A 23,053-nucleotide genomic window follows, 5' to 3' on the forward strand; every position below is an offset into this window, starting at 1 on the left:
TTTTCCGAAGGTTACCAAAGCCAGCAATTCATCGAAGAGGGAAATCACGTTGCCTTGAAAACGGGCATGGTCGCGCGGGCGTGATCGAATTTTGCCAGTGCGGCAGGCGAAATCATGTTGGGGCGCCAGCGGCGATGCATCCAGAGCCATTGTTCAGGGTACTCGCGCACCCAGCCTTCGACCACCGCCGTCATCATCGCCATGGCGCCCTGCACGTCGATCTCGCCCGCGGCGTCGCGCGGCAGGTCGAGCGGCGGCGTCAGCTCCAGCCGGAAGCGGAGGTTCGGCAGCCGGATGACGCGGACGCCATGGACCGGACACTCGAAGCGGCGGGCGAACTTGCCCATGATCGGGTTGGTCAATGCCGGACGTCCGAAGAACGGTACGACGACGCCCCGGGTGAAATGCTGGTCGATCAGCATGCCGAGATGGCCGCCATTCTCGAGCACGCCCTGCATGGCAAAGGCCGCTCCCTGCTTGGCAGCGGCGAGGCCGCCCATGGCGCCGGAGCGGATCTCATGCACGACGGCGGCGATCGCCGGGTCGTTGGGGGCGCGAAAGACGGCCGTCGTCTCGAGATCGTAGGCGGCGGCGCAGATCGCCGGCAGTTCCCAATTGGCGAGATGGGTCGAGAAGATCAGGCCGGGTTTGTCGTCCTCCTTGAGCGCGATGAAGTGCTCGATGCCCTTGACCTCGATGCGCGAAGGCTTGTCCGGATTGTGGTAGTCGTAGTCGAACAGCGTCTTCAGATGGGCATATTCGCCGGCGACGCGGCCGAGATTCTCCCATGCGCCGCGTGCGATGCGCTTCACCTCCGCCTCGTCCTTCTCGGGAAAGGCGGCGCGGATATTGGCGAGGGCGACGCGGTTGACCGGGATGACCGGGCTCGCCGTGCGCAGCAGCCAGCCGCCGAGATTGCTGGCACGTTCTGGCCCGAGCAGGCGCAGGAACGCGAACAGCGTGCGGATCACGCCAATCATCACCGCCGCGCCGATGCGCGCGGCGATTGCTTTCAATCGTCTCAAGGTCGGTCCAGCCTCAATCGCCCGTGCCGAGAGCAAGACCGGGCCTGAAAGGCGCGATCTGGGGCAGGAATGCGCCGACGTCAAGTCTTGCGCCGGAGCAGGCGGCTTGCTCAGAAGGCGATGACGACCTTGCCAAAGACCTTGCGACCCTCGATGCGGGCGAGGCCCTTCTCGAATTCGGCGAGCGGGAACACCGAATCGATCACCGGCTTCATGCCGCCGGCCATCTTCTCCAGCGACTGCGCGATGTTCTCGATGCGGCAGCCGAACGAGCCGGTGATCCGGTATTGCTGCTGGAAGAGCTGCATCAGGTTGATCGTGGCGGAGGGGCCGGAGGTCGCGCCGCAGGTGACCAGCCGGCCGCCGCGCTTGAGGCAGAGCAGCGAACCGTTCCAGGTGTCCGCGCCGACATGCTCGAAGACGACATCGACGCCCTTGCGGCCGGTGAGCTTGCGCACGACCCCCTCGAAGCGGTCCTCGCGATAGTTGATGACGTGGTCGGCGCCGAGGGCCCTGGCCTTGGCACCCTTCTCGTCGTCGCCGACCGTCGTGTAGACCGTGCAGCCGATCGCCTTGGCCATCAGGATCGCGGCCGTGCCGATGCCGGAGCCGCCGGCATGGACCAGCACCGACTCGCCGGGCTCGAGCTTCGCATTGTCGAACAGCATATGCTGGACCGTGCCGAAGCCGATCGGCGCGCAGGCGGCGTCCTCGAAGGAGACGCCCTTCGGTGCCTTGATGGTCAGGCGCGCCGGGCGGTTCAGCAGCTCACGGGCGAAGCCGTCGATATGGAAGCCCATGATGCCGGCGACGTTCTCGCAGAGATTGTCGCGGCCCTCGCGGCAGGCCTTGCACTGGCCGCAGGTGTCGGCACCGTAGGCGGTGACGGTGTCGCCGGGCGCGAAGCCGGTGACGCCCTCGCCGACGCAGACGATCTCGCCAGCGGCCTCGACGCCTGCCGCCTGCGGCATCTTGCGTTTGGCGAAGGCCATGCCGCGGAAGCCCCAGAGGTCGAGATAGTTCAGCCCGACCGCCTTGATGCGGATCTGTACCTCGCCCGGAGCGGGCGGCGGCGGCGGCTCGATCTCCTCGAGACGGAGGTCACGGTCGCCATGAAGCTGGAGGGAACGCATGAGGATTCAACGTCTTTCAGAGCTGGTCCGGCCATTGCCGGGAGGTGTGGAGAACCGCGAGGATTTCGACGCGGCCATCACTGACGCGGTAAGGCAGGATATAGGGCGTGCCGGGCACGACAAGTTCGCGGGTTCCATCGCTCCGGCCCGGCCGCCCGATTTCCGGGTGGCTCACGAGTACGGCGGATCGCTTCTCGACCAGGTCGACCAACGCTGCAGCAGCAGATCGGCTATCCTTCGCGACGAACGCAAATATCTGGTCGAGTTCGCGCAGCGAGCGTTTCGTCCAGACGAGCTTCACTCGGCCGTGGCCTTGTATTTGCGGAACACGGACTCGACTTCTTCCTCAGTCGCGAACTCGCCGCGATCCGCCTCGGCGATGCCTTCCTTGATCCGTTGGATCTGCCAAGCATTCAGCTCGACATAGGATTCGATCGCTTTCGCGGCGATCCAATTGCGCGAGCGGTCGGTGTCGGCGGCAAGCGCGTCGAGCTTGGCCAGCATCTCGTCGTCGAGGCGGATGGTGAAGGCTGCCGTCATGTCGGGTCACTCCGGTTCGAAGTGAACCGTATCACATGCGGCCACCTTGGTCGATTCAGCGGTGCACGCCGAGCTGGGCGGTCAGGCCGCCGTCGATCGGCAGCACGGTGCCGCTGATATAGGCTGCGGGCTCGCTCATCAGGAAGGCGGCGAGGCCGGCAACCTCTTCGGGCTTGGCGAAGCGGCCGGCCGGGATCTGCGACTGCATCTTGTCGCGATAGGCCGCGTAGGGCGCCATCATGTCGGTGTCGACAAAGCCCGGCGCGATCACGTTGACGGTGACGCCCCGCTTGCCGGTCTCGACCGCCAGCGTCTTGGCGTAGGAGATCAGCGCACCCTTGGAGGCGGCATAGGCTGCATTGCCCGGATTACCGCGCAAGGCCGCGACAGAGCCGATGGCAACGATGCGGCCGGCCCTGGCGCGGATCATGTTGCGCATCAGGCTCTTGGCGAGGCGGGCGAAGGCCCAGAAATTGACCTGCATCGCGGCTTCGGCCTTCGCCTGATCCATCATCGCGGCGAGGGAATCATAGGGCTGGCCGGCATTGTGGACGAGGCCGAAATAGCTCTCGCCCTCGCGCGCCTCGCAGAAGGCGTCGAGCGCGTCCTTGTCGGAGAGGTCGAGGGGCAGCGCGGCAACGCTGCGGCCGGGATGGCCCGCGGCGATCTCCTCAGCCAGCGCCTTCGCCTGCTCGGCGGAGGAGCGGAAGGTGAAGTCGACATCGTGCCCGGCCGCGGCGAGCGCGCGCACGATCGCGGCGCCGACGCCCTTGGCGCCGCCGGTGACGAGAACCTTGGTCATGCAGCCTCCGGAGGCGCCGTCAGCACGAGGCAGGTGTTCTGGCCGCCGAAGCCGAAGGAATTGGAAATCACCGTCCGCACCTTCGCCTTGCGTGCCGCGTTCGGCACGACGTCGAGCGCAATGGCAGGGTCGGGGTTCGTGTAGTTGATCGTCGGCGGGATGGTACCGTTGGCAATCGTCAGGAAAGAAATCACTGCCTCGACCGCGCCGGCCGCCGTCAGCGTGTGCCCGATCATCGACTTGTTCGAGGAAATCGGCAGTTTCGCCATGCGCTCGCCGAAGACGGCGGCGCAGCTCATCGCCTCCATCTTGTCGTTCTCCGGCGTCGAGGTGCCGTGGGCGTTGATATAGTCGACATCGTCGGGGGTTAGCCCGGCATCGGCCAGCGCATCCTGCATGGCGAGGATGGCGGGCTTGCCGTCCGGGCTCGAGCGCGTGCGATGGAAACCGTCGCCGCGCTCGCCACAGCCCGCGACGATACCCAGGATGGTCGCGCCGCGCGCGAGCGCGTGGTCGTAGTCCTCCAGCACCAGCGCGCCGGCGCCCTCGCCCATGACGAAGCCGTCGCGGTTCTTCGAGAACGGCTTGGCGGCGCCTTCCGGCGGATCGTTCTGTGTCGAAAGGGCCGACAGCAGAGAAAAGCGGATCAGCGCCTCGGCATGGATCGAGCCGTCGGTGCCGATGCAGAGTGCAGCTTGCGTCTCGCCGCGGCGGATTGCCTCGACGCCCATCTGAATCGCGGTCGCGCCCGAGGAGCAGGCTGTCGAGAGCGAGATGGGCGAGCCCTTGGTGCCGAAGCGGTCGGCGATGTGGTCGGCGACGCCGCCGAAGACGAAGAGCTCGTGCATGGCCGCGAACTTGCGGGTCGCGGCAGCGCGCAGCAGGCCGTCATAATCGACCTCGCCATCGACCGCCTCGGCGAGTTCCTGCTTCTGCGGCCATTCCATCTCGACGGGCGGGACGGCCATGAACAGCTCGCCGGGAAAATCGCCGCGCTGGCCGAGGCCGCTCTGACCGACCGCTTCTTCAGCGGCGAGGGTCGCGAGCTTCTCGGAGAGCTGGGGGGCGGTGAAGGGACCGTCGAAGAGGAAGTCGACCGTGCCGCCGATAGTGGTGCGCAGCCCTTCGGTCGGGAAGCGCTCGATGCGGTGGATGCCGGACTGGCCGGCGGTCAGCGCCTGCCAATTGGCGTCCTTGCCCTGGCCCAGTGAAGTGACGACGCCGAGGCCGGTAACGGCGACGAGCGGACGGCCCTTGGCATCACGATGCGTGGTCATGGCTTCAACCTCTCACGCTTGGACCAGATGTGCGGCGCCCTCGCCACGCCAGTGGCCGGCGCCGGTAACGATCGCTTCCTTCGCCTGCCCGGCTGACAGGGCGATTGCCGCCAACGCCACCGCAACGGGGAAAGCGGCCTCGACACCGTGGCCGACGAGATCGCCGACGGCGATGCGCCTGGCTGAGGGGGCCGTCGCCTGCAACGCAGCCGCCTCCTCGGCGGTGATGCCGGCGCAGCCGGTCGCGGCGGAGATGGCGAGGTTGTCAGGGCCGATCGAGCCGAAGGCACCCACGAGCTTCGTCAAGGCGGCCTCGACGGTGCCCGGCGCGCGGCGGCTGCGGGCGGCGCCGGTATGGCTGAGCCGCGCATGGACCTTGGCACCCCGCGCGGCGGCGCGCTCGGCCGATTCCAGCACGAGGAAGGCGCCGGCGCTTCCGGTGATCAGGCCCGGCGCCTCCCCGCGCTCGAACACGGGCGCAAAGCTGTCGCGGCGCAGATAGCCACCGAGTTCGAAGAGCAGCAGCATGTCGCGGCGCTCGGCATTGTAGGCGCCGCCGACGAGCATCAGGTCGGACTGGCCGGAAGCGATGCGGGCGTGCGCCGTGCGGATCGCGTCGACGCCGGCCTGTTCCTCGCCCATGAAAGTGCGCGACGGACCGGTGATGCCATGGACGATGGCGATGTTGCCGGCGAGCAGGTTGGAGAGCTGGGCCAGGAAGAGCGTGGGTCTCAGATCGCTCATCAGGTGCTCGTTGAGATAAGCGCCCGGCTGGTTCGCGCCGCGCAAACCGCTCAGGATGGCGGCGTCGACCGCGTGGTCGCGCTCGCCGCCGCCGGCCGCGACGATGACCTGCAGGGCGCTCTTGGCCTCGGCATCCTCTTTCAACCCTGCGGAATCGAGGGCGAGCCCGGCGGTATAGACGCCGAGGCGCTGCCAGGGCTCCATCTGGCGCTGGTCGGATTTCTTCGGGATCTGCCGATCCAGCTCCAGCGCCATCAGCGGGTGGACCGGATAGGGCTTGAAGGTCTCGGTGTCGACGACCGGCGGGCCGCCGCCGGCGAGCGCTGCGGCGTGGGTATCGATGCCTTCGCCGAGGCTGGAGGCGATGCCGATGCCGGTGATGACCACATCGCGCTTGGCAGTGGCGTTGGTCATGGCGCGGGCTCCGGCGTCAGGCCGATGGCTTCGATGCGGCTCTGCATCAGCGCGCGCATGTCGGCAGGGAAAGGCATCAGGCGGAAGCGGAGTTCGGCATCGCAGATCGGCTTGCCGCCGCTGGTCAGCTTCGCCTTGGTTGCCGCATAGCCCGAGCCCTCGATGACGAGCTCGGCGCTGGCTTCCAGCTCGGTGTTCGGCTCGACGAAGGTGCGGAAGCGCGCCTTGTCGACCGTCATGAGGAAGGGCATCTGGCTGAGCCCGTTGAGGCCGAGCAGCAGGTAGCCCGAGGCCTGCGCCATGGTCTCGGTCAGCAGGACGCCGGGCACCAGCGGGTGGCCCGGAAAGTGGCCCTCGAAGACCGGGCTTTCCGCGGGGACGGTGGAGCGCGTGACGATGCGCTTCTGCGACGGATCGAAGGTCACGACCCGGTCGATCATGTCGAAATATTCGAGGCGCATGCGATCCTTGGTCTGCTGGGCGCCAGAACGGCGCGAGGCCGCGGCACGGATCAGCTGATCCGCGCGACGGCCCCTATGCTCTATCGGGAGCGACGCTTGGGCTCAAGCCCGGCAAGCCTGCAGGCTTCGACCGAGGCTTTCACGCTTCCGTCGTCACGCCTTCTTGGCGGCGACGAGGTCGTCGATGCGCTTGCAGAGGTTCTCGAGCACGAAATACTGCTCGGCCGGGGCCTTGCCCTCGTTGACTTCCTGCGTCCACTGCTCGAGCGGCAGCTTGATGCCGAACGCCTTGTCGATCGCGAAGGCGATGTCGAGGAAGGCGAGGGAATCGATGCCGAGGTCGTCGATCGCGTGGCTCTGCGGTGTGATCTTCTCGCGCGGAATATCGCAGGTTTCGGAAATAATGCCGGCGACCGTCTCGAACGTGGCGGACATGCTGCGGGTGCTCCCGTCTGTTGTCGGTGATGGCGGACGACATCCGAGCGCCGGATTGTCGCCTGCGCTTGCCCCTAGTCGCCACCGAGGATGACTGAAACGCCCCCTTACACTGCGGCGGGCGCGAGGACAACCGGGGCAGGTCCTCAAAGCATCATGGCCGGCTTGCGCCGGCCATGACACGTTTTGGTGCTGGTATCCGGCTCAGGCGGCGAGGCCGCGCAGGACGTAGTGCAGGATGCCCGCGTTCTTGAAGTAGTCGATCTCGTCCAGCGTATCGATGCGGCAGAGGATCGGAACCTTCTTCACCGAGCCGTCGGCATAGGTGATCTCGGCTTCCATCATCTGGCGCGGCTTGACGTTGGCCAGGCCCTTGATGCTGACGAGCTCGTCGCCCTTGAGGTCCAGCGAGGCCCAGCTGGTGCCCTCCGCCAGGGTGAAGGGAACAACGCCCATGCCGACCAGGTTCGAGCGGTGGATGCGCTCGAAGCTCTGGGCGATCACCGCCTTGACGCCGAGCAGGTTCGTGCCCTTCGCCGCCCAGTCGCGCGAGGAGCCGTTGCCGTATTCGACGCCGGCGAAGATGACGAGCGGGACGTTCTCCTGCTTGTACTTCATTGCCGCGTCGTAGATCGGCAGCTCTTCCTTGCTGGGATAGTGGATGGTGTAACCGCCCTCGCGGCCGTTCGGGCCGAGCATGTGGTTGCGGATGCGGATGTTGGCGAAGGTGCCCCGCATCATCACCTCATGGTTGCCGCGGCGCGTGCCGTACTGGTTGAAGTCGGCGACCGCGACGCCATGCTCGGTCAGATATGCGCCCGCCGGCGAGGCGGCCTTGATCGAACCGGCCGGGGAGATGTGGTCGGTGGTGATCTTGTCGCCGAAGAGGCCGAGGACGCGGGCGCCCTTGATGTCGGTGATCGCATCCGGCTTCTGGTGCATGCCCTGGAAATAGGGCGGGTTCTGCACATAGGTCGAATCATCGTCCCAGGCATAGGTCTCGCTCTGCGGCGCATCGACTGCCTGCCAATGCGCGTCGCCCTTGAAGACGTCGGCGTATTTGGCCTCGAAGATGGCGCGCGTGACGTTCTGCTGGATGAAGCTCTGGATCTCCTTGTTGGAGGGCCAGATGTCCTTGAGATAGACGTCCTTGCCGTCAGAGCCCGTGCCGAGCGGCTGCGTGGTCAGGTCCATCTGGACCGAGCCGGCGAGCGCATAGGCGACGACCAGCGGCGGCGAGGCGAGGTAGTTCGCCTGCACGTCCGGCGAGACGCGGCCTTCGAAGTTGCGGTTGCCGGAGATGACGGCGCCCGCGATCAGGCCCTTCTCGTTGATCGTCTTCGAGATCGGCGCCGGCAGCGGGCCGGAATTGCCGATGCAGGTGGTGCAGCCGAAGCCGACCAGGTTGAAGCCGAGCTTGTCGAGATCGGTCTGCAGGCCGGACTTCGCCAGATATTCCGCGACGACCTGCGAACCGGGCGCCAGCGAGGTCTTCACCCAGGGCTTGACCTTGAGTCCCTTGGCGACGGCGTTGCGGGCAAGCAGGCCAGCCGCCATCAGCACCGAGGGGTTCGAGGTGTTGGTGCAGGAGGTGATGGCGGCGATGACGACGTCGCCATGACCGAGGTCGAAGTCCTCGCCTTCGACCTGAACGCGGCGCGAAAGCTCGGCGCCCTTCTTGTAGTCGGTCTCCATCGCGGCGGCGAAGCCGGCCTTGACACCGGAGAGATCGACGCGGCCTTCAGGGCGCTTCGGGCCGGCCATCGAGGGCTGGACCGTCGAGAGATCGAGCGCGAGCGTGTCGGTGAAGATCGGATCGGCCGTCTCGGGGGTGGCGAAGAGGCCCTGAGCCTTGCTGTAGGCCTCGACCAGCGCGATGCGGTCCGCCTTGCGGCCGGTTGTGGTGAGATAGTCCAGCGTCTCGGTGTCGACCGGGAAGAAGCCGCAGGTCGCGCCGTATTCCGGGCCCATGTTGGCAATGGTCGCGCGATCGGCCAGCGTCAGGTTGTAGAGGCCGGGGCCGAAGAACTCGACGAACTTGCCGACCACGCCCTTCTTGCGCAGCATCTGGGTGACGGTGAGCACGAGGTCGGTGGCGGTGATGCCCTCCTTGAGCGAGCCGGTCAGCTTGAAGCCGATCACCTCCGGCAGCAGCATCGACTGCGGCTGGCCGAGCATGGCGGCCTCGGCCTCGATGCCACCGACGCCCCAGCCGAGAACGGCGAGGCCGTTGACCATGGTGGTGTGCGAGTCGGTGCCGACGACGGTGTCGGGATAGGCGACCTCGACCTCGGCGCCATCGATCGTCTCGTTGCGGGTCCAGACGGTCTGGGCGAGGTATTCGAGATTGACCTGGTGGCAGATGCCGGTGCCGGGCGGGACGACGCGGAAATTGTCGAAGGCGCCCTGGCCCCATTTGAGGAACTTGTAGCGCTCGGCATTGCGCTCGTATTCGAGCTCGACGTTCTGGGCGAGAGCCTTGGGCGTGCCGAACTCGTCGACGATGACCGAGTGGTCGATGACGAGATCAACGGGCACGAGCGGATTGATCTTCTGGGCGTCGCCGCCGAGCGCCTTGACGCCGTCGCGCATCGCGGCGAGGTCGACCACGGCCGGGACGCCGGTGAAGTCCTGCATCAGCACGCGGGCCGGGCGGAAGCCGATTTCCTTGCCGGCTGTGCCCTTGTCGTCGAGCCAGCCGACGAAATTCTCGATGTCCGCCTTGGTGACGGAGCGGCCGTCCTCGAAGCGCAGCAGGTTCTCGAGCAGCACCTTCATCGAGAAGGGCAGCCTCGAGATGCCGGGCAGGCCGTTCTTCTCGGCATCGGGGAGGGAATAATAGGTGTAGGTCTTGCCGCCGGCGGTCAGCGTCTTGCGGGCTTTGAAGGAGTCGAGCGAGGCCATTCGGGCTTGATCCTGATCAAGGGGTTGCGGTCGCGATCGGCTCGCCCTTGCGGACGGCGCCGTTCGAAGGCCTAATGCGCATGACGCGCGCGCCGCCTCGGGAGTGCCCGAGCCCCGCGCCGGATCGGCGTGCGGCGTAGCCGCGGGTTCTATAGAGCAATTCCAAGAAGCGCGCTAGATAAACGAGATGTGGTCGAACCTATCGGCGGCAGCGCTGCCTTGACGCAAGCTCCATTCCCGCCGTCGCGCCTCTTCGCCGAGAATCTCGCCTGCCGCCGCGGTGGCCGGTTGATCTTCGAAGGGCTGAGCTTCGACCTCGGATCCGGCGAGGCGATCGCCCTGACCGGCCGCAACGGCGCCGGCAAGTCGAGCCTCATCGCCATGCTGTGCGGGCGGCTGCAGCCGGATGGCGGCCTGATCCGGCTGGAGGGTGGCGAGGAGGAGGCGCATCTTGCCGAGGTTTCGCATCTCGTCGGCCATCGCGACGGGCTGAAGACGGCGCTGACGGCCCGGGAAAATCTCATCTTTGCGCAGTCTGTCCTCGGCGACGCGGCTCTCACACCGGAAGGGGCGCTGGGCGTGGTCGGGCTTGCCCATGCAGCGGAACTGCCGGTCGGCTATCTCTCGGCCGGGCAGAGGCGGCGGGTGGCGCTGGCGCGCCTTCTGGTTTCGCGCCGTCCTTACTGGCTGCTCGACGAGCCGATGTCGGCCCTCGATACCGCCTCCCAGGCCATGCTCGCCGGCCTGATGCGCGATCACCTGACGGCAGGCGGCGCGATCCTCGCCGCGACGCATGGCCCTCTCGGCCTCGACGGGGCACGCGAACTCAGGATCGGGCCGTGAATCACTTGTCTTCGGATCGCCCGCAAAGCCCAGAGGAGTGCTCGAAGAGTGCGCCTCCGGGGATACTTCGGATGTCCCCGGAGCCTCCTGAAACCTCCTTCGAGACGCCATTCCTGCCGGAATGGCTCCTCGGGATGAGGGTTGAGGAAGACGCGCGGGGAGAGTTGGTCCCATGAGCCGGGCTTTCATCGCGATCCTGAAGCGCGATCTCGCGTTGGCATCGCGCGCCGGTGGCGGCGGAGAACTGGCGCTCGTCTTCTTCCTGACGCTCGTCGTGCTCGTGCCGTTCGCGCTCGGGCCCGATCTCAACCTGCTCTCGCGGATCGGTCCCGCGATCCTCTGGCTCGGTGCGCTGCTCTCGGTGCTGATCGGGCTCGACCGGTTGTTCCAGAGCGACGAGGAGGACGGCTCTCTCGACCTGATCCGGGCATCGAGCTTGCCGCTGGAGCTCGCGGTGCTGGCCAAGGGGCTGGCGCATTGGCTGACGACGGGACTGCCGCTCGCACTGGTCTCGCCGCTGCTCGGGCTGCTCGTCGCGCTGCCGGGCGAGGGCGTACTGCCGCTGGTCGCGACGCTGCTGGTCGGCACGCCGGCGCTGAGCTTCATCGGGGCGGGCGGGGCGGCTCTGGCGGCGAGCCTCAGGCGCGGCGGGCTGATCGTGCCGGTGCTGGTCGCGCCGCTGACGGTGCCGGTGCTGATCTTCGGGGTTTCGGCCGCCAATGCGGCGCTGGGCGGCACGGTGCCGTTCCTGACACCCTTCCTGATCCTGTGCGCGATCTCGCTCGCGGCGGTCGTGGTGGGGACGGTGGCTGCGGCCGCAGCCCTGCGTCAGGCCGACTGAACGCCGCCGCCTTTGGCTCCTCCGAGCTCGACCGCGCAACCGCATTGGGCGGCGAGGCGTGCGACCGTAGCGACGATGGCGTCGAGATCGACCTCGCCGGTATCATGCCGGCCGCGGATCTCTTCGGCAGTGGCGTAGAGATCGATGACGAGGGACTGGCTGGCTTTCGAGCGGATCGTCTGCTCGACTTCGCGCTGGACCTCGTCGGATAGCTGAAGCCGCATCTTCATCCCCCGCATCCAGACGGGCAGGCTAGAGGATCGATCTGGGGCTTGCAAGAAGAGCGAGCAAAAACTGCAACTGCTTCAATGTGATAACTATTAGCCGGCATCCGTTCGCAGGCGCCGATGAAGGCGGAGACCAGCGAGCGATCGGAATTGCGCGGGTCCGACAACGGCTTGGATCGCCTGGCGCCACCGCGCATACGCGCAGGTTCGTGATGTCGCAGCCGGGCTGGGCGCATTGCTTGGAACCGGTCGAGATTGCTAAAGCATGCCGCCATGGCACCTGCGCCCGAGATGATACCGCCAGAACGATGGCCAGCCTGATCGAACTCGCCAATCCCACGCGCTTCATGCGTCTCTCGGCTGCGCTGCTGCCCTGGCTCGCGGCCGCCGCGGCGTTGCTTATCGTCGCCGGGCTCTATCTCGCCTGGTTCGCTCCGGCGGACTACCAGCAGGGTGAGACGATCCGGATCATGTTCATCCATGTCCCGGCAGCCTGGCTCGCCATGATGTTCTACTCGATGATGGCGATCTCGGCGCTTGGCACGCTGGTCTGGCGCCATCCGCTCGCCGATGTCGCGCAGAAGGCTGCGGCACCGGTCGGGGCCTGCTTCGCGCTGGTCTGCCTGATCACCGGAGCGCTCTGGGGCAAGCCGATGTGGGGCACCTACTGGGTCTGGGATGCGCGGCTGACCTCGGTGCTGGTGCTGCTGCTGATCTATCTCGGCATCATCGCGCTCTGGCGCGTGCTGGACGAGCCGTCGCGGGCGGCGCGCGCCGTGGCGATCCTGACGCTGGTGGGCTTCGTCAACGTGCCGATCATCAAGTTCTCGGTCGATTGGTGGAACACGCTGCACCAGCCGGCTTCGGTGCTTCGCATGGGCGGTCCGACGATCCATCCTTCGATGCTCTGGCCGCTGCTGATCCTCGCCGTTGGCTTCACGCTCTTCGCCCTGTCGCTGCACATGCTGGCGATGCGGGCCGAGATCATGCGCCGGCGGGTGCGGACGCTGACGATCCTGGAAGCCGAGCGGCTCGACCGGCTCGCGGCACAGGGATTGCCGGCATGAGCGCGCTCATCGAAGGCATCGGGCCGCATGCCGGCTTCATCATCGCCTCCTACGGGGCGGCCGCGCTCATCCTGATTGGGCTGACGCTGGCGATCCTGCGCGATCACCGCGCCCAGAAGCTGGCGCTCGACGCGCTGGAGCGCCGCGGCGCCGGCCGCCGCTCTGGCCGGGAGACGTCATGAGTCAGACCGAAACTGCGCCGCGGCGGCGCTCGCCGCTGCTTTTCCTGGTGCCGCTGATGATCTTCGGCGCGCTCGCCATCGTCTTCGGCATCGGGCTGTTCTCTGGCGACAAGAGCACGGTGCCGTCCGCGCTGATCGGCCGGGCCGCGCCCGCGATCACGCTCGCGCCGCTGGAAGGGTTGCAGCGCGATGGCCAGCCCGTGCCGGCCTTCGGCAATGCCGATCTCGGTAGGGGACGGGCGACGCTGGTCAATGTCTGGGCGAGCTGGTGCGCGCCCTGCCGGGTCGAGCATCCCGTGCTGATGGGCCTCGCGGAAACCGACGCGGTGAAGCAGGGCAAGGTCGCGCTGGTCGGGATGAACTACAAGGACGAGGCTGAGAATGCCCGCCGGTTCCTCGGCGCGCTCGGCAATCCGTTCTCCGCCGTCGGCGTCGACCGCGCCGGGCGCTCGGCGATCGAGTGGGGCGTCTACGGCGTGCCCGAGACCTTCGTCATCGGGCCGGACGGCCGCATTATCGAGAAACATGTGGGTCCGCTCGACCAGCAGGCTGCGGCCAAGCTCCTGCAGCAGGCGCTGAAGGCGCGGTGACCAGCGCGTCATGCTCGAGCCTGAACCGAGCATCTCCTGCCGAAAAGGGCGTTCTGTCCTGAAAGGGATTCTCGGGTCTGCGCTACGCTTTGCCCGAGAATGACGCGCTTCAGGCCGCGCGCTTCGCCGCGACGAGGCTTTCGAACAGGCCGCGTCCATCGGTGCCGCCGACCAGCGAATCGATCAGATTTTCCGGGTGCGGCATCAGGCCGAGCACGTTGAAGCCCGGCGAATAGATGCCGGCGATGTTGTTGAGCGAGCCGTTGGGGTTCGTTTCCGGCGTGACGTTGCCCTGTGCATCCGCATAGCGGAAGGCGACGAGGCCTTCGCCTTCGAGGCGGGCCAGCGTCTGCGCGTCGGCGATGTAATTGCCCTCGCCATGGGCGATGCAGACGTCGATCGCCTGACCCGGGGCATAGGCGCGGGTATAGGGCGTGTCGTTGCGCTCGACCTTGAGGTGCTGGCGCTTGCACACGAACTTCAGATTGGCGTTGCGCACGAGGATGCCGGGCAGGAGCCCCGCTTCGCAGGCAATCTGGAAACCGTTGCAGATGCCGAGCACATAGCCGCCGCGGGCGGCATGCGCCCGGGTCGCGTCCATGATGTGGGCGCGGCCGGCGATGGCGCCGGTGCGCAGATAGTCGCCATAGGAAAAGCCGCCCGGCAGCACGACGAGGTCGATGCCCTTCGGCAGCTCGGTATCGGCATGCCAGACATGGGTGACTTCGGCGCCGGCCTGGTTCAGCGCCTTGGCGACGTCGCCGTCACGATTGGAGCCCGGAAAGGTGATGACGGCGGCCTTCATGGTTCAGGCTCCGATCTCGACGCGGTAGTTCTCGATCACCGTATTGGCGAGCAGCTTCTCGCAGGCGGCCTTCAGCGACGCCTCGGCCGCGGCCTTGTCCGAGCCCGAGAACTCGATGTCGAAGACCTTGCCCTGGCGCACGGAGTCGACACCGTCGATGCCGAGCGACTTCAGGGCACCTTCGATCGCCTTGCCCTGCGGATCGAGCACGCCGTTCTTCAGGGTGACGGTGACGCGGGCTTTCATGGGGTTCTCCGGACGAACGCTGTTGGGGCGTGCCTTAACGATGAATCGGGGCGGGCTCAACCATTTCCCGCCGTTTCACGTGAATCAGCGACTGCGCCAGGCGGCCTCGGCGTCCCGGCGCGCGGCCTCGGCCGTATCGCTCACGCCGAGCGCGACCACAAGCCGGCTGGCCTCGCGGCCATAGAGAATGGCGGTCACGGCCTGACGCCCGGGCGTGTCGAGCGAACGGATCGTAACGAGGATGCCGCGTCCTTCCGCCGAATCGAACTTGGCGACATCGGTCGCGCTGCGGGCTGCTTTCGGCTCGGTTTTGTTTTTCTGGCTCCGCAGTGCCTTGCGGCGCTCGGCTGCTTTCGCGGCTGCCAGTCGGGCGAAAGCCTGTCCGAGCGAGGCCGGGCTTTCCGACAGAGCCCGTTCCATGTCCCTGGCCTGATCTCCTTCGAGGGCGATCACCGCGGCAAAACCCTGCTGGACGCAGGTCTCGTGCGGGCAGAAGACCATCGCGCGGGCCTCGAGGCCGTCGTTCAGCACCCAGGAGCCGATCGGCAGCCGGTGCCAGCCTTCGGATGCGGGCAGCTCGGCGATCCCGGCGCCGAACTGGTTCGCGCAGCCGGCGAGCAGGAAAACGCCGGCGGCAAAAAAGGCCGTGACATGAAAACGGGAGCGCATGCGCTCCCGTTTCGGTGGCGATAATGGCCGGGCGATGGCGCTCACTGCACCAGGCGCGGGCCGGTCGGGCCGGGGTTCTCGTTCTCGCCGAGGATGCCGAGGCGGCGGGCGACTTCCGAATAGGCTTCGATCAGGCCGCCCATGTCGCGGCGGAAGCGGTCCTTGTCCATCTTGTCCTTCGACTTGATGTCCCAGAGCCGGCAGGAATCCGGGCTGATCTCGTCGGCGACGACGATGCGCATCATCTCGCCTTCCCAGAGGCGGCCCGTCTCCATCTTGAAGTCGACGAGGCGGATGCCGGCGCCGAGGAAGAGACCGGACAGGAAGTCGTTGACACGGATGGCGAGCGCCATGATGTCGTCGATCTCCTGCGGCGTCGCCCAGCCGAAGGCGGTGATGTGCTCTTCCGAGACCATCGGGTCGCCGAGCGCGTCGTTCTTGTAATAGAACTCGATGATCGAGCGCGGCAGCTGCGTGCCTTCCTCGAGACCGAGGCGGGTGGCGAGCGAGCCGGCGGCGACGTTGCGCACGACGACTTCGAGCGGGATGATCTCGACCTCGCGGATCAACTGCTCGCGCATGTTCAGCCGGCGGATGAAATGCGTGGGCACGCCGATGTCGTTCAAGTTCGAGAAGATGTGCTCGGAGATGCGGTTGTTGAGCACGCCCTTGCCGTCGATCACTTCATGCTTCTTGGCATTGAAGGCGGTGGCGTCGTCCTTGAAATGCTGGATGAGCGTACCGGGCTCGGGTCCCTCATAGAGGACCTTCGCCTTGCCTTCGTAGATGCGACGGCGGCGATTCATTGGGATGTACCGTGGCTTGAGGAAATCCAAAGGTCGGCCCTTCTCTGGACGCGATATGGTCGCGGCGGGATCTTGGCCCCTGGTCATGTCGGTCCTGCCGCACGGCCCGGCGATCCGGTCCGGATCGATCTTCGGGCCGGCGCAGACGCCGGTCGTGCACGGGATGCCCGAGGACAACCACGCGCCTGCTATATGGAGCCTCTCGGCCGTAAACGCAACAAAACGCCTTTCGGCAGCGCGGGCAGGCTTAAGCGGGGCTGAATCGGAGCGATCAGGCTGGTTATCGGCGCCCCGGCATCCTATATGGTCAAGCAGTGCTAATTCCCGCCCGTGAGAGGACATGGACGCCGCATGACGACCTTCGATCAGCGCAAGGACGCCTTCGAAAACAAGTTCGCCCATGACGAGGAACTGCGCTTCAAGGCTACCGCCCGGCGCAACAAGCTGCTCGGGTTCTGGGCGGCCGAGAAACTCGGCAAGAGCGGCGCCGATGCCGAGGCCTATGCCAAGTCGGTCGTGGTCGCCGATTTCCAGGAAGCCGGCGACGAGGATGTGGTGCGCAAGGTCAAGAACGATTTCGCGCTGGCCAATATCAACACGTCCGACACCGAGATCCGCACCGTGATGACCGAACTGTTCATCAAGGCGGCTGAGGATATCCAGGCCGGGCGCTGACGTATCCCGGCAGACGCAGGACGTCTCTGAAACGGGCGCATGGGCGCCCGTTTGCATTTCCGGGCCGGCCCGGTCCAACGTGCGCAAGCCGCCGCTCCGACTGAAGGGCGGAGTTTCAAACGGATGAACGCACCATGGCCAAGCCCACCGTCCTCTCCTCCCTCGCCGATCGTTTCGCCAAGGGGGACAGCATCGTCTCGGCCTGGTGCGGCCTGCCCGATCCCTCCATCTCGGCGATCCTGGCGCAGGAGGATTTCGATGCGATCACGCTCGACATGCAGCATGGGCCGATCACGCTGGGCGAGGTCATCCGCGCGATCCCGCTGATCAATGCCGCCGGCAAGCCGGCGATCGCGCGCATTCCGGTCGGCGAATTCCAGAATGTCTCGAAGCTGTTCGATGCCGGCGTCTCCGGCGTCATCGCGCCGATGATCAACACCATGGAGGATGCCCGGCGCTTTGCGGCCTACGCCAAATATCCGCCGATGGGCGAGCGCAGCTGGGGCAGCTATGGCGGCCTCGGGGCTTCCGGACTCGACCAGAACAGCTATCTCAAGGCCGCCAACGGCTTCTCGCTCACCTTCGCGATGATCGAGACGCGCGAAGCGATGGCGATCGTCGACGACATCCTGGCGCTGGACGGGATCGACGCCCTGTTCGTGGGGCCGTCCGACCTGTCGATCGCCTTGTCCGGCGGTGCACGAGTCGATGCGACCGCGCCTGAGGTCGACGAGGCGCTCAAGCATGTCGTCGCCAGGGCGTCCGCCGTCAACAAGCCGGTTGCGCTCTATGCGGCGACGGCCGAGCGCGCCAAGCAAGGCCTCGCCATGGGCGCGCGCATGGTCACGGTGATGAGCGATTCGGCTTTGCTGCGCGCGGGCACGCAGACGGCGCTCAAGATCGTGCGCAGCTAAAGCATAGGACCGAAAAGTGGACTCCACTTTTCGGGTGAAGCCGATGCCCGAACACGGAGGCAGATCGCACTTCGCGTCCGAATGGACGCGCGGCGGTCTGCCCGGTCAGGCGTTGATGCCCTCGCGGCGCTTCAGGATGGCGTAGTAGGCCCAGAGCAGCCGCGCGGCGACGCCGCGCCAAGGCCGCCAAGCCTCGGCCATGGCCTGCAGCTCTGCCGCCTTCGGCCGCTCGCTGAGTTTGAAAGCGTGCCGGGCCGCTTCCTGGATCGCGAGATCGCCGGCGGCGAAGCCGTCACGGTGGCCAAGGCAGAACAGCAGATAGACATCGGCCGTCCAGGGGCCGATGCCGGAGATTGCCGTCATCTGCACATGAACGTCCTCGGGCGTCGCCTGTTCGAGGGCCTCGAAAACCAGGCGCTCCTCAACGAGTGCGGCTGAGAGCGCCAGCAAGGTGCGCTGCTTCGGCCGTGACAGGCCGGAAAGGCGCATGTCGTCATCCGTGGCGGCGAGCATGCGCTCCGGCGTCAGCGGGACAAAGACGCTCTCGAAGCGATTCCAGACCGCGCGAGCGCTGGCGACCGACAATTGCTGCGAGACGATGATCGAGGCGAGGCCAACGAAACCGCCCTCGCGCAACCTGAGCGGCGGCAGCCCGGTGCGCTCGACGATGGCTTGCCAGTGCGGGTGCAGGGCAGCCAGCGCAGCCATGCCTTCTTCGAGATCGCTGTTGCAGGTGATTCGTTCGGTCATCGCATGAGCATTGATGATGCAGGAGCTTGCTTGCGTCAGGAGCGGCGCGCGCTTGGCTGGTAGCAGCGAGCCTCCTAGACAGGAGCGATGGCATTCATACCACCCGATTCCGGCAAACCGGTCTTCCGCTTTGCGCCAAGTCCGAACGGGCGGCTGCATCTCGGCCATGCGCTGTCGGCGTTGGCCAACGAGGCATTGGCCGAAGGGATGGGTGGGCGTCTTCTGCTGCGGATCGAGGATATCGACCTCGCCCGTTCGCGACAGGAGTTCGTCGCGGGGATTGTCGAGGATCTCGGCTGGCTGGGAATCGCATTCGAACCGGATATCCGCAGGCAGTCTGAGCATTTCGACGACTATGCCGTGGCTCTCCGTGCCTTGCAGGAACGAGGGGTGGTCTATCCCTGCTTCTGTTCGCGGCAGGAGATTCGCGCCGAGGTGGCGGCGTATGAGGCTCGCTCGGGGCGTCCCTGGCCGCTCGATCCTGACGGGGCTCCGCTCTATCCCGGTCGCTGCAGGGCGCTCGAGCCGGCGGAGGCAATGCGGCGCATCGCTGCCGGCGAGCCACATGTCCTGCGTCTCGACATGGCCAGGGCGCTGATCGCTTCGGGAACGGCGCTGAGCTACGCCGTTTTCGATGCAGACGGTGCGACCCGGACCGTCTTGGCCAGGCCTGAGCGCTGGGGCGACGTCGTGCTGGCCCGAAAGGACGTGCCGACGAGCTATCATCTTGCCGTTGTCGTCGACGATGCCTTGCAGGGCGTGACGCATATCGTCCGCGGCCGCGATCTCGAAGCTGCCACAGACATCCATGTCGTGCTCCAGCGCCTGCTCGGGTTGCCGACGCCGCTCTATCGCTTCCATCGCCTGCTGCTCGGCGAGGACGGGCGGAAGCTCGCCAAGAGCCGGCAATCGGAAAGCCTGTCGGAGCAAAGGGCAAAGGGCGCCCGACCGGCCGATATCCGCCGGAAGTTGGGCTTCGCTTGAGGCCCTTGAGACGGATTCTCTAGCCGACGCCGAGGAAGGTCAGCCAGGCGGCTGTCGTGAACAGCGACAGCAGCGTCGATAGCGTAATCGCGCTCGAGGCGTCGGCCACGCCCTGCCGGTAGCGTTCGGCGAAGAGATAGGCGTTGATCCCGCAGGGGCAGGCCGCAAACAGCACGGCAACGCCGGACCAATGGGCCGGCATGTCGAAGACCTTGGTCGCGAGCCCGTAGACCAGGAGCGGGTGCAGCCCGAGCTTCAAGCCGCTCAGCACGGCCGGCAGGGCAAGTCCGGACTCCAGACCGTAGCGGCGCATGGCGATGCCGAGGCTGATGAGCGCGCAGGGAACGGCGGCTCCCGCCAGCAGATCGACCAGCGTCCAGGCCGGCTCCGGAATCTGGCCGACGAAGGGGCGCACGGCCGAGCCGAGCAGGATGCCGACAATGATCGGATGGGTGAAGAGCCGCTTGATCAGCTGTGGGATCGAGGCGGACCGGCCTTCGGCCAGGAGTGTCGCCACGGTCATCGTCACAGGCAGATGAATGGCGAGCAGCAGGCCGAGCGGGACGGCGCCGGCATCTCCATAGGCCTTCAGGATCATCGGCACCCCGACGAAGACCGTATTCGACTGCGCGGCGGAGAAACCCGACACCACCAGCTCCGGCCCCTTCCGCGCGAAGAACTTGCTGGCGATCAGCATGGCCAAGGCCCAGACCACGGCGAGCCCGGCGAAATAGGCGATCCAGTAGCCCCAAGGCTGGGTCAAGGGGATGTCGGCCTTGGCGAGCGTGCGGAACAGGAGGCAGGGAACGGCCAGCACGAAGACGAAATCGGACAGGCCTTCGCCGGTCGTCTCACGCAGCAGCTTCGACCAGCGCGCGAAATAGCCGAGGCCGATCAGCCCGAAGACGGGCAGGACGACGAGAAGAGAGGCGAGCATCGGCCGGTGACATCACGAGAGAAAGCGCCTGTTCAGGCGGTGTCGTCTGAAGGCGGCGCTGTCAAGCTGCAGATGCCTAGCAGCGGCCCGATCGCCGAGCTGCCATGCGCTCAGCGCAATTGAGCGACCGTGCCGCCGGCCTTCTCGATGAGGCCCCGAACTTCGTCGCGCTGACGTTTGAATTCGGCGAGCATCGGCCCCTGCAGCTCGCGCCCGCGCGGCACGCGAATCTTCATCGGATTGACGAAGTTGCCATTGACCAGCACCTCGTAGTGCAGATGCGGGCCGGTGGAGAGACCGGTCGAGCCGAGATAGCCGATGACCTGGCCCTGGCGGACCTTGGCGCCTGGCACGATGCCGGAAGCGAAGTTCGACTGGTGCGAATAGGTGGTGACGTAGCCGTTGGCGTGCTGGATCTCGGTGTGCTTGCCGTAGCCGGAGGACCAGCCTGCCTTGGTGACGACGCCGTTGCCGGCGGCGAGGATCGGCGTGCCGATCCGGTTGGCCCAGTCGATGCCGGTATGCATCTTCGAATAGCGCATGATCGGGTGGTAGCGCATGCCGAAGCCCGAGCGCAGCTCGCCATCGGCGATCGGCTTGCGCAGCAGGAACTTCTTCAGCGACTTCCCTTCCTCGTCAAAATACTCGATCAGCCCGTCGTCCGGGGACTGGTAGCGGAAGACGCGGCGGCTTTCGCCGTTCACGGTCAGGGTCGCGGAGAGGATCTCGCCGCGCTCACCCTCGTCGTCCTCGGTGAAGATCACCTCCAGATTGTCGCCGCCATGGACGCGCTGCTGGAAGTCGAGATCGTAGGAGAAGATCCGCACAAGCTCGTCGATCAGCGGGCGCGGCAGATCATGGCGCGCGCCGGTCTCGTAGAGGCTCTCATAGAGGCGGGCGCCGCCGGTGCCCTCCTCGTCGTCGTCCTCTTCCGTCTCCTGGCGCTGGGGCCGCTGGGGAGCAAGATTCTGACGCGGCAGATCGACGGTGACGAAGGCGCCCTTGTCGTTCATCGCGATCGTACCGTCCGGCTGGCCGTTGCTCAGCAGGGAGACACGCATGATCTGGCGCGCATCGCCGGGGCGCGGCCCGGGCGCGTAAAGCACTTGCAACACCTGGCCGTCGGGGAGGGCCGTGGTCCGAACCTTACCGCCAAAGGCCGCCATCATCGCTCGGATCTGCTCGGGCGTGGCGCCGGCACCGCGCATGGCCTGCTCGAAATTCTCGCCGCGCTTGGCCATCACCAGCTTGTCCTCGACGAGCGGCTCGCGGGAGGCCGGGATCGGCGTCTTCGGCGCGTTGGTGACGTTTTCCGGGACGACGCGGACCTCGATGCCGGAGAAGCGCGTATCCGTCGCCGGCGCATAGGCCAGGATGTCGCCGCTGCCGGCGGCCGTGCCGGTCAGGGTGCGGCTGAGCATCAGCTGCGGCGGGATCGGCAGGGCGCGCTGGCGGCCGGAGTTGGCCAGATTGGCGCGCTCTTCTTCGACCTGGGAGGTGATGTCGTTGTCGCTCAGCTGTGGCTTGCCGGCGGGAATGACGATGTCGCCGAGGTCGCGCTTGACGATGGTGACGTCGGCATCGGGCATGTCCTGGGCCGGCTCGGCATAGCGCTCTTCGGGCTGTCCGCCTTCGGCGAAAAGCCGCAGCGGATTGAAGGGCGGGATATTGCTCGCATAGACCCCGGTGGTGAGCGAGAGGTCGGATGCCAGCCGGACGAAGGGACGGACGCGGATGACTTCGCGGTTCCCGACCTTCTGCGACATCGGCGCACGCAGCGTATGGCGTGCCGACATGATCGGCTGGTCGGCGACGAGCTTGTCGGCCTTCCGGGCCCCGCCGCCTTCACCGGCTGCCGACGAGCTGCGCACCGCGACGGTTTCGGGCTGCTCCGGGTAGCTTGTGTCGCCACGCATCGCGACGAGGATCGCGGCACCGAGCAGCGCGGCGCCGCAGGAGCCGACGAGCGCGCAGGCGAAGAGCCAGCGCAGCGACACGCCGCGCCGGTCGAGCGGCTGCTGGCGGGAATTGGCGGGCTGGATCGGTGGCTCGATCCCGAGATCGACCAGCAGAGCCGCAGCCTCGGGGGCGAGCGGTTCGACTGGCTGAGCGAACTCGGGATGGGCGTTCATATCGTGCGGGCTACTTCTTGCGGGCTGTTCTGCGTGCGGGGTGCTGGATACCTCGATGGCGAACTCCGCTGCGGCGAAGATGCCTGGAGCGCATTCTGACGAAAGCGCACCAAGACCATGCCCGTGCCGGAAGCGGGAATCAATCCGTTCAGCCGTGGACGATCTCCTGTGCGGAGAGATTGCGGCTGTTTTGGGAAGCGCAGCGCAGATGGTGCGAGCCGGCTCGCGCGCGAGCGCACGCGAGCGCTACTATGGAGGCGCTGTTATGGATAGGCGGCCTCCGGGAATGCGGGCCGGTTGCGGCGCCGTGGGCCGATCCGGCATTCAGCTGCAGACAGGTGGGGCTGTCGCTGTCGATCCAGACCAAGAATGAGCCGGGCGCTTGGCGCAACGAAACGGGGATGGTGCCGCACTCTGCGAGGTGTCCAAAAACCCGCGAGAACGCCCCGTTTTGCGGGTTTCGGAAAAAAGAGAAGCGCTCCGTCAAAAAAGCTTCATGAGCGTGTTGACAGGGGTTCTTTTGGTGTCCTATAAGCCACCCATCGAGACGGCGCCGCCGCTGAGCGGCGCCTCTTCTGCGCTTCCTGATGAGGCTGGGGCTGACGTCCGGGACACCGGGCGAGTTCCTGTCGGAATTTGTAGAGCGCACG

Annotated in this window: 26 protein-coding genes; 8 read left to right on the forward strand and 18 right to left on the reverse strand. The window is 66.6% G+C overall.

From position 1 onward, the window contains the following. Positions 1–44 precede the first annotated feature (44 nt). The 10 genes from AC1DNE_RS27105 to acnA all read right to left on the reverse strand — a co-directional run bounded on the left by AC1DNE_RS27105 (position 45) and on the right by acnA (position 9,735). On the reverse strand, positions 45–1,016 hold the full coding sequence (locus AC1DNE_RS27105; protein WP_441473482.1) for a lipid A biosynthesis lauroyl acyltransferase: 972 nt from the start codon (positions 1,014–1,016) through the stop codon (positions 45–47). 119 nt (positions 1,017–1,135) lie between these two features. Then, the gene (locus AC1DNE_RS27110) at positions 1,136–2,158 is read right to left on the reverse strand and encodes a zinc-binding dehydrogenase (RefSeq protein WP_441473483.1); all 1,023 of its coding nucleotides are present in this window, start codon (positions 2,156–2,158) and stop codon (positions 1,136–1,138) included. 16 nt (positions 2,159–2,174) lie between these two features. Further along, on the reverse strand, positions 2,175–2,459 hold the full coding sequence (locus tag AC1DNE_RS27115) for a type II toxin-antitoxin system RelE/ParE family toxin (RefSeq protein ID WP_441473484.1): 285 nt from the start codon (positions 2,457–2,459) through the stop codon (positions 2,175–2,177). Beyond that, on the reverse strand, positions 2,456–2,698 hold the full coding sequence (locus AC1DNE_RS27120) for a CopG family ribbon-helix-helix protein (RefSeq protein WP_441473485.1): 243 nt from the start codon (positions 2,696–2,698) through the stop codon (positions 2,456–2,458). Before AC1DNE_RS27120 ends, AC1DNE_RS27115 begins: the two co-directional genes overlap by 4 nt. Before the next feature lie 55 nt (positions 2,699–2,753). Next, a complete protein-coding gene (locus AC1DNE_RS27125) occupies positions 2,754–3,500 on the reverse strand; it encodes an SDR family oxidoreductase (protein WP_441473486.1) in 747 nt (248 codons plus the stop codon). Next, on the reverse strand, positions 3,497–4,777 hold the full coding sequence (locus AC1DNE_RS27130) for a beta-ketoacyl-ACP synthase (protein WP_441473487.1): 1,281 nt from the start codon (positions 4,775–4,777) through the stop codon (positions 3,497–3,499). Before AC1DNE_RS27130 ends, AC1DNE_RS27125 begins: the two co-directional genes overlap by 4 nt. Positions 4,778–4,789: 12 nt before the next feature. Then, complete coding sequence (locus AC1DNE_RS27135; RefSeq protein ID WP_441473488.1) at positions 4,790–5,935, reverse strand: beta-ketoacyl-ACP synthase; 1,146 nt, start codon at positions 5,933–5,935, stop codon at positions 4,790–4,792. Then, positions 5,932–6,396, reverse strand: coding sequence for a 3-hydroxyacyl-ACP dehydratase FabZ family protein (locus AC1DNE_RS27140; protein WP_441473489.1), 465 nt, complete (start codon positions 6,394–6,396; stop codon positions 5,932–5,934). Before AC1DNE_RS27140 ends, AC1DNE_RS27135 begins: the two co-directional genes overlap by 4 nt. 153 nt (positions 6,397–6,549) lie before the next feature. Beyond that, positions 6,550–6,831, reverse strand: coding sequence for an acyl carrier protein (locus AC1DNE_RS27145; RefSeq protein WP_038358122.1), 282 nt, complete (start codon positions 6,829–6,831; stop codon positions 6,550–6,552). Positions 6,832–7,035: 204 nt separating this feature from the next. Then, positions 7,036–9,735 (reverse strand): aconitate hydratase AcnA, encoded by a 2,700-nt coding sequence (acnA, locus tag AC1DNE_RS27150; protein WP_441473490.1) that lies wholly within the window; start codon positions 9,733–9,735, stop codon positions 7,036–7,038. Between the two features lie 219 nt (positions 9,736–9,954). Between acnA and ccmA the strand changes: the two genes are divergently transcribed. Both ccmA and ccmB read left to right on the forward strand, forming a co-directional pair. Continuing rightward, on the forward strand, positions 9,955–10,578 hold the full coding sequence (gene ccmA / locus AC1DNE_RS27155) for a heme ABC exporter ATP-binding protein CcmA (RefSeq protein ID WP_441473491.1): 624 nt from the start codon (positions 9,955–9,957) through the stop codon (positions 10,576–10,578). A gap of 172 nt (positions 10,579–10,750) precedes the next feature. Further along, the gene (gene ccmB, locus AC1DNE_RS27160) at positions 10,751–11,419 is read left to right on the forward strand and encodes a heme exporter protein CcmB (RefSeq protein WP_441473492.1); all 669 of its coding nucleotides are present in this window, start codon (positions 10,751–10,753) and stop codon (positions 11,417–11,419) included. Here ccmB and AC1DNE_RS27165 read toward each other — a convergent pair. Further along, a complete protein-coding gene (locus tag AC1DNE_RS27165; protein WP_441473493.1) occupies positions 11,407–11,649 on the reverse strand; it encodes a hypothetical protein in 243 nt (80 codons plus the stop codon). The genes ccmB and AC1DNE_RS27165 overlap by 13 nt on opposite strands. A gap of 305 nt (positions 11,650–11,954) precedes the next feature. Here AC1DNE_RS27165 and AC1DNE_RS27170 point away from each other — a divergent pair, with 305 nt between their 5' ends. From AC1DNE_RS27170 to AC1DNE_RS27180, 3 genes are read left to right on the forward strand one after another with little or no spacing between them, the layout of a single operon-like run. Next, entirely contained in the window at positions 11,955–12,713 is a 759-nt protein-coding gene (locus AC1DNE_RS27170; RefSeq protein ID WP_441473494.1) for a heme ABC transporter permease, read from the forward strand. Continuing rightward, a complete protein-coding gene (ccmD, locus tag AC1DNE_RS27175; RefSeq protein ID WP_441473495.1) occupies positions 12,710–12,895 on the forward strand; it encodes a heme exporter protein CcmD in 186 nt (61 codons plus the stop codon). Before AC1DNE_RS27170 ends, ccmD begins: the two co-directional genes overlap by 4 nt. Continuing rightward, a complete protein-coding gene (locus AC1DNE_RS27180; protein ID WP_441473496.1) occupies positions 12,892–13,485 on the forward strand; it encodes a DsbE family thiol:disulfide interchange protein in 594 nt (197 codons plus the stop codon). The genes ccmD and AC1DNE_RS27180 overlap by 4 nt, the downstream gene beginning before the upstream one ends. Positions 13,486–13,594: 109 nt before the next feature. Here AC1DNE_RS27180 and purQ read toward each other — a convergent pair whose 3' ends face one another. The 4 genes from purQ to purC form a co-directional block, all read right to left on the reverse strand. Continuing rightward, positions 13,595–14,290 (reverse strand): phosphoribosylformylglycinamidine synthase subunit PurQ, encoded by a 696-nt coding sequence (gene purQ, locus AC1DNE_RS27185; protein WP_441473497.1) that lies wholly within the window; start codon positions 14,288–14,290, stop codon positions 13,595–13,597. 3 nt (positions 14,291–14,293) lie between these two features. After that, a complete protein-coding gene (gene purS, locus AC1DNE_RS27190) occupies positions 14,294–14,536 on the reverse strand; it encodes a phosphoribosylformylglycinamidine synthase subunit PurS (RefSeq protein ID WP_149131903.1) in 243 nt (80 codons plus the stop codon). Between the two features lie 84 nt (positions 14,537–14,620). Continuing rightward, on the reverse strand, positions 14,621–15,205 hold the full coding sequence (locus AC1DNE_RS27195) for a hypothetical protein (protein ID WP_441473498.1): 585 nt from the start codon (positions 15,203–15,205) through the stop codon (positions 14,621–14,623). Between the two features lie 41 nt (positions 15,206–15,246). Next, positions 15,247–16,041, reverse strand: a complete 795-nt coding sequence (gene purC, locus AC1DNE_RS27200; RefSeq protein WP_441473499.1) for a phosphoribosylaminoimidazolesuccinocarboxamide synthase — start codon at positions 16,039–16,041, stop codon at positions 15,247–15,249. A 321-nt stretch (positions 16,042–16,362) separates the two neighbouring features. Here purC and AC1DNE_RS27205 point away from each other — a divergent pair, with 321 nt between their 5' ends. After that, a complete protein-coding gene (locus AC1DNE_RS27205; RefSeq protein ID WP_441473500.1) occupies positions 16,363–16,686 on the forward strand; it encodes a DUF1476 domain-containing protein in 324 nt (107 codons plus the stop codon). A gap of 134 nt (positions 16,687–16,820) precedes the next feature. Next, entirely contained in the window at positions 16,821–17,600 is a 780-nt protein-coding gene (locus AC1DNE_RS27210) for an HpcH/HpaI aldolase family protein (RefSeq protein WP_441473501.1), read from the forward strand. A gap of 105 nt (positions 17,601–17,705) precedes the next feature. Here the strand turns inward: AC1DNE_RS27210 and AC1DNE_RS27215 are convergent, their stop codons facing one another. After that, positions 17,706–18,350 carry a DNA-3-methyladenine glycosylase family protein gene (locus AC1DNE_RS27215; protein ID WP_441473502.1) on the reverse strand — a complete coding sequence of 215 codons (645 nt, stop codon included), beginning with the start codon at positions 18,348–18,350 and terminating at the stop codon, positions 17,706–17,708. A gap of 87 nt (positions 18,351–18,437) precedes the next feature. Here AC1DNE_RS27215 and gluQRS point away from each other — a divergent pair, with 87 nt between their 5' ends. Next, positions 18,438–19,334: a tRNA glutamyl-Q(34) synthetase GluQRS gene (gluQRS, locus tag AC1DNE_RS27220; protein ID WP_441473503.1), complete on the forward strand. Its 897-nt coding sequence runs from the start codon at positions 18,438–18,440 to the stop codon at positions 19,332–19,334. A gap of 19 nt (positions 19,335–19,353) precedes the next feature. On the opposite strand, the gene AC1DNE_RS27225 is transcribed toward gluQRS, so the two are convergent. Together AC1DNE_RS27225 and AC1DNE_RS27230 are read right to left on the reverse strand one after the other, a co-directional pair. Next, positions 19,354–20,271 carry an AEC family transporter gene (locus AC1DNE_RS27225; RefSeq protein WP_441473504.1) on the reverse strand — a complete coding sequence of 306 codons (918 nt, stop codon included), beginning with the start codon at positions 20,269–20,271 and terminating at the stop codon, positions 19,354–19,356. A 110-nt stretch (positions 20,272–20,381) separates the two neighbouring features. Then, positions 20,382–22,403: a M23 family metallopeptidase gene (locus tag AC1DNE_RS27230; protein ID WP_441473505.1), complete on the reverse strand. Its 2,022-nt coding sequence runs from the start codon at positions 22,401–22,403 to the stop codon at positions 20,382–20,384. Positions 22,404–23,053 lie beyond the last annotated feature (650 nt).

Source organism: Allobosea sp. 05L423 (genome assembly GCF_056397745.1).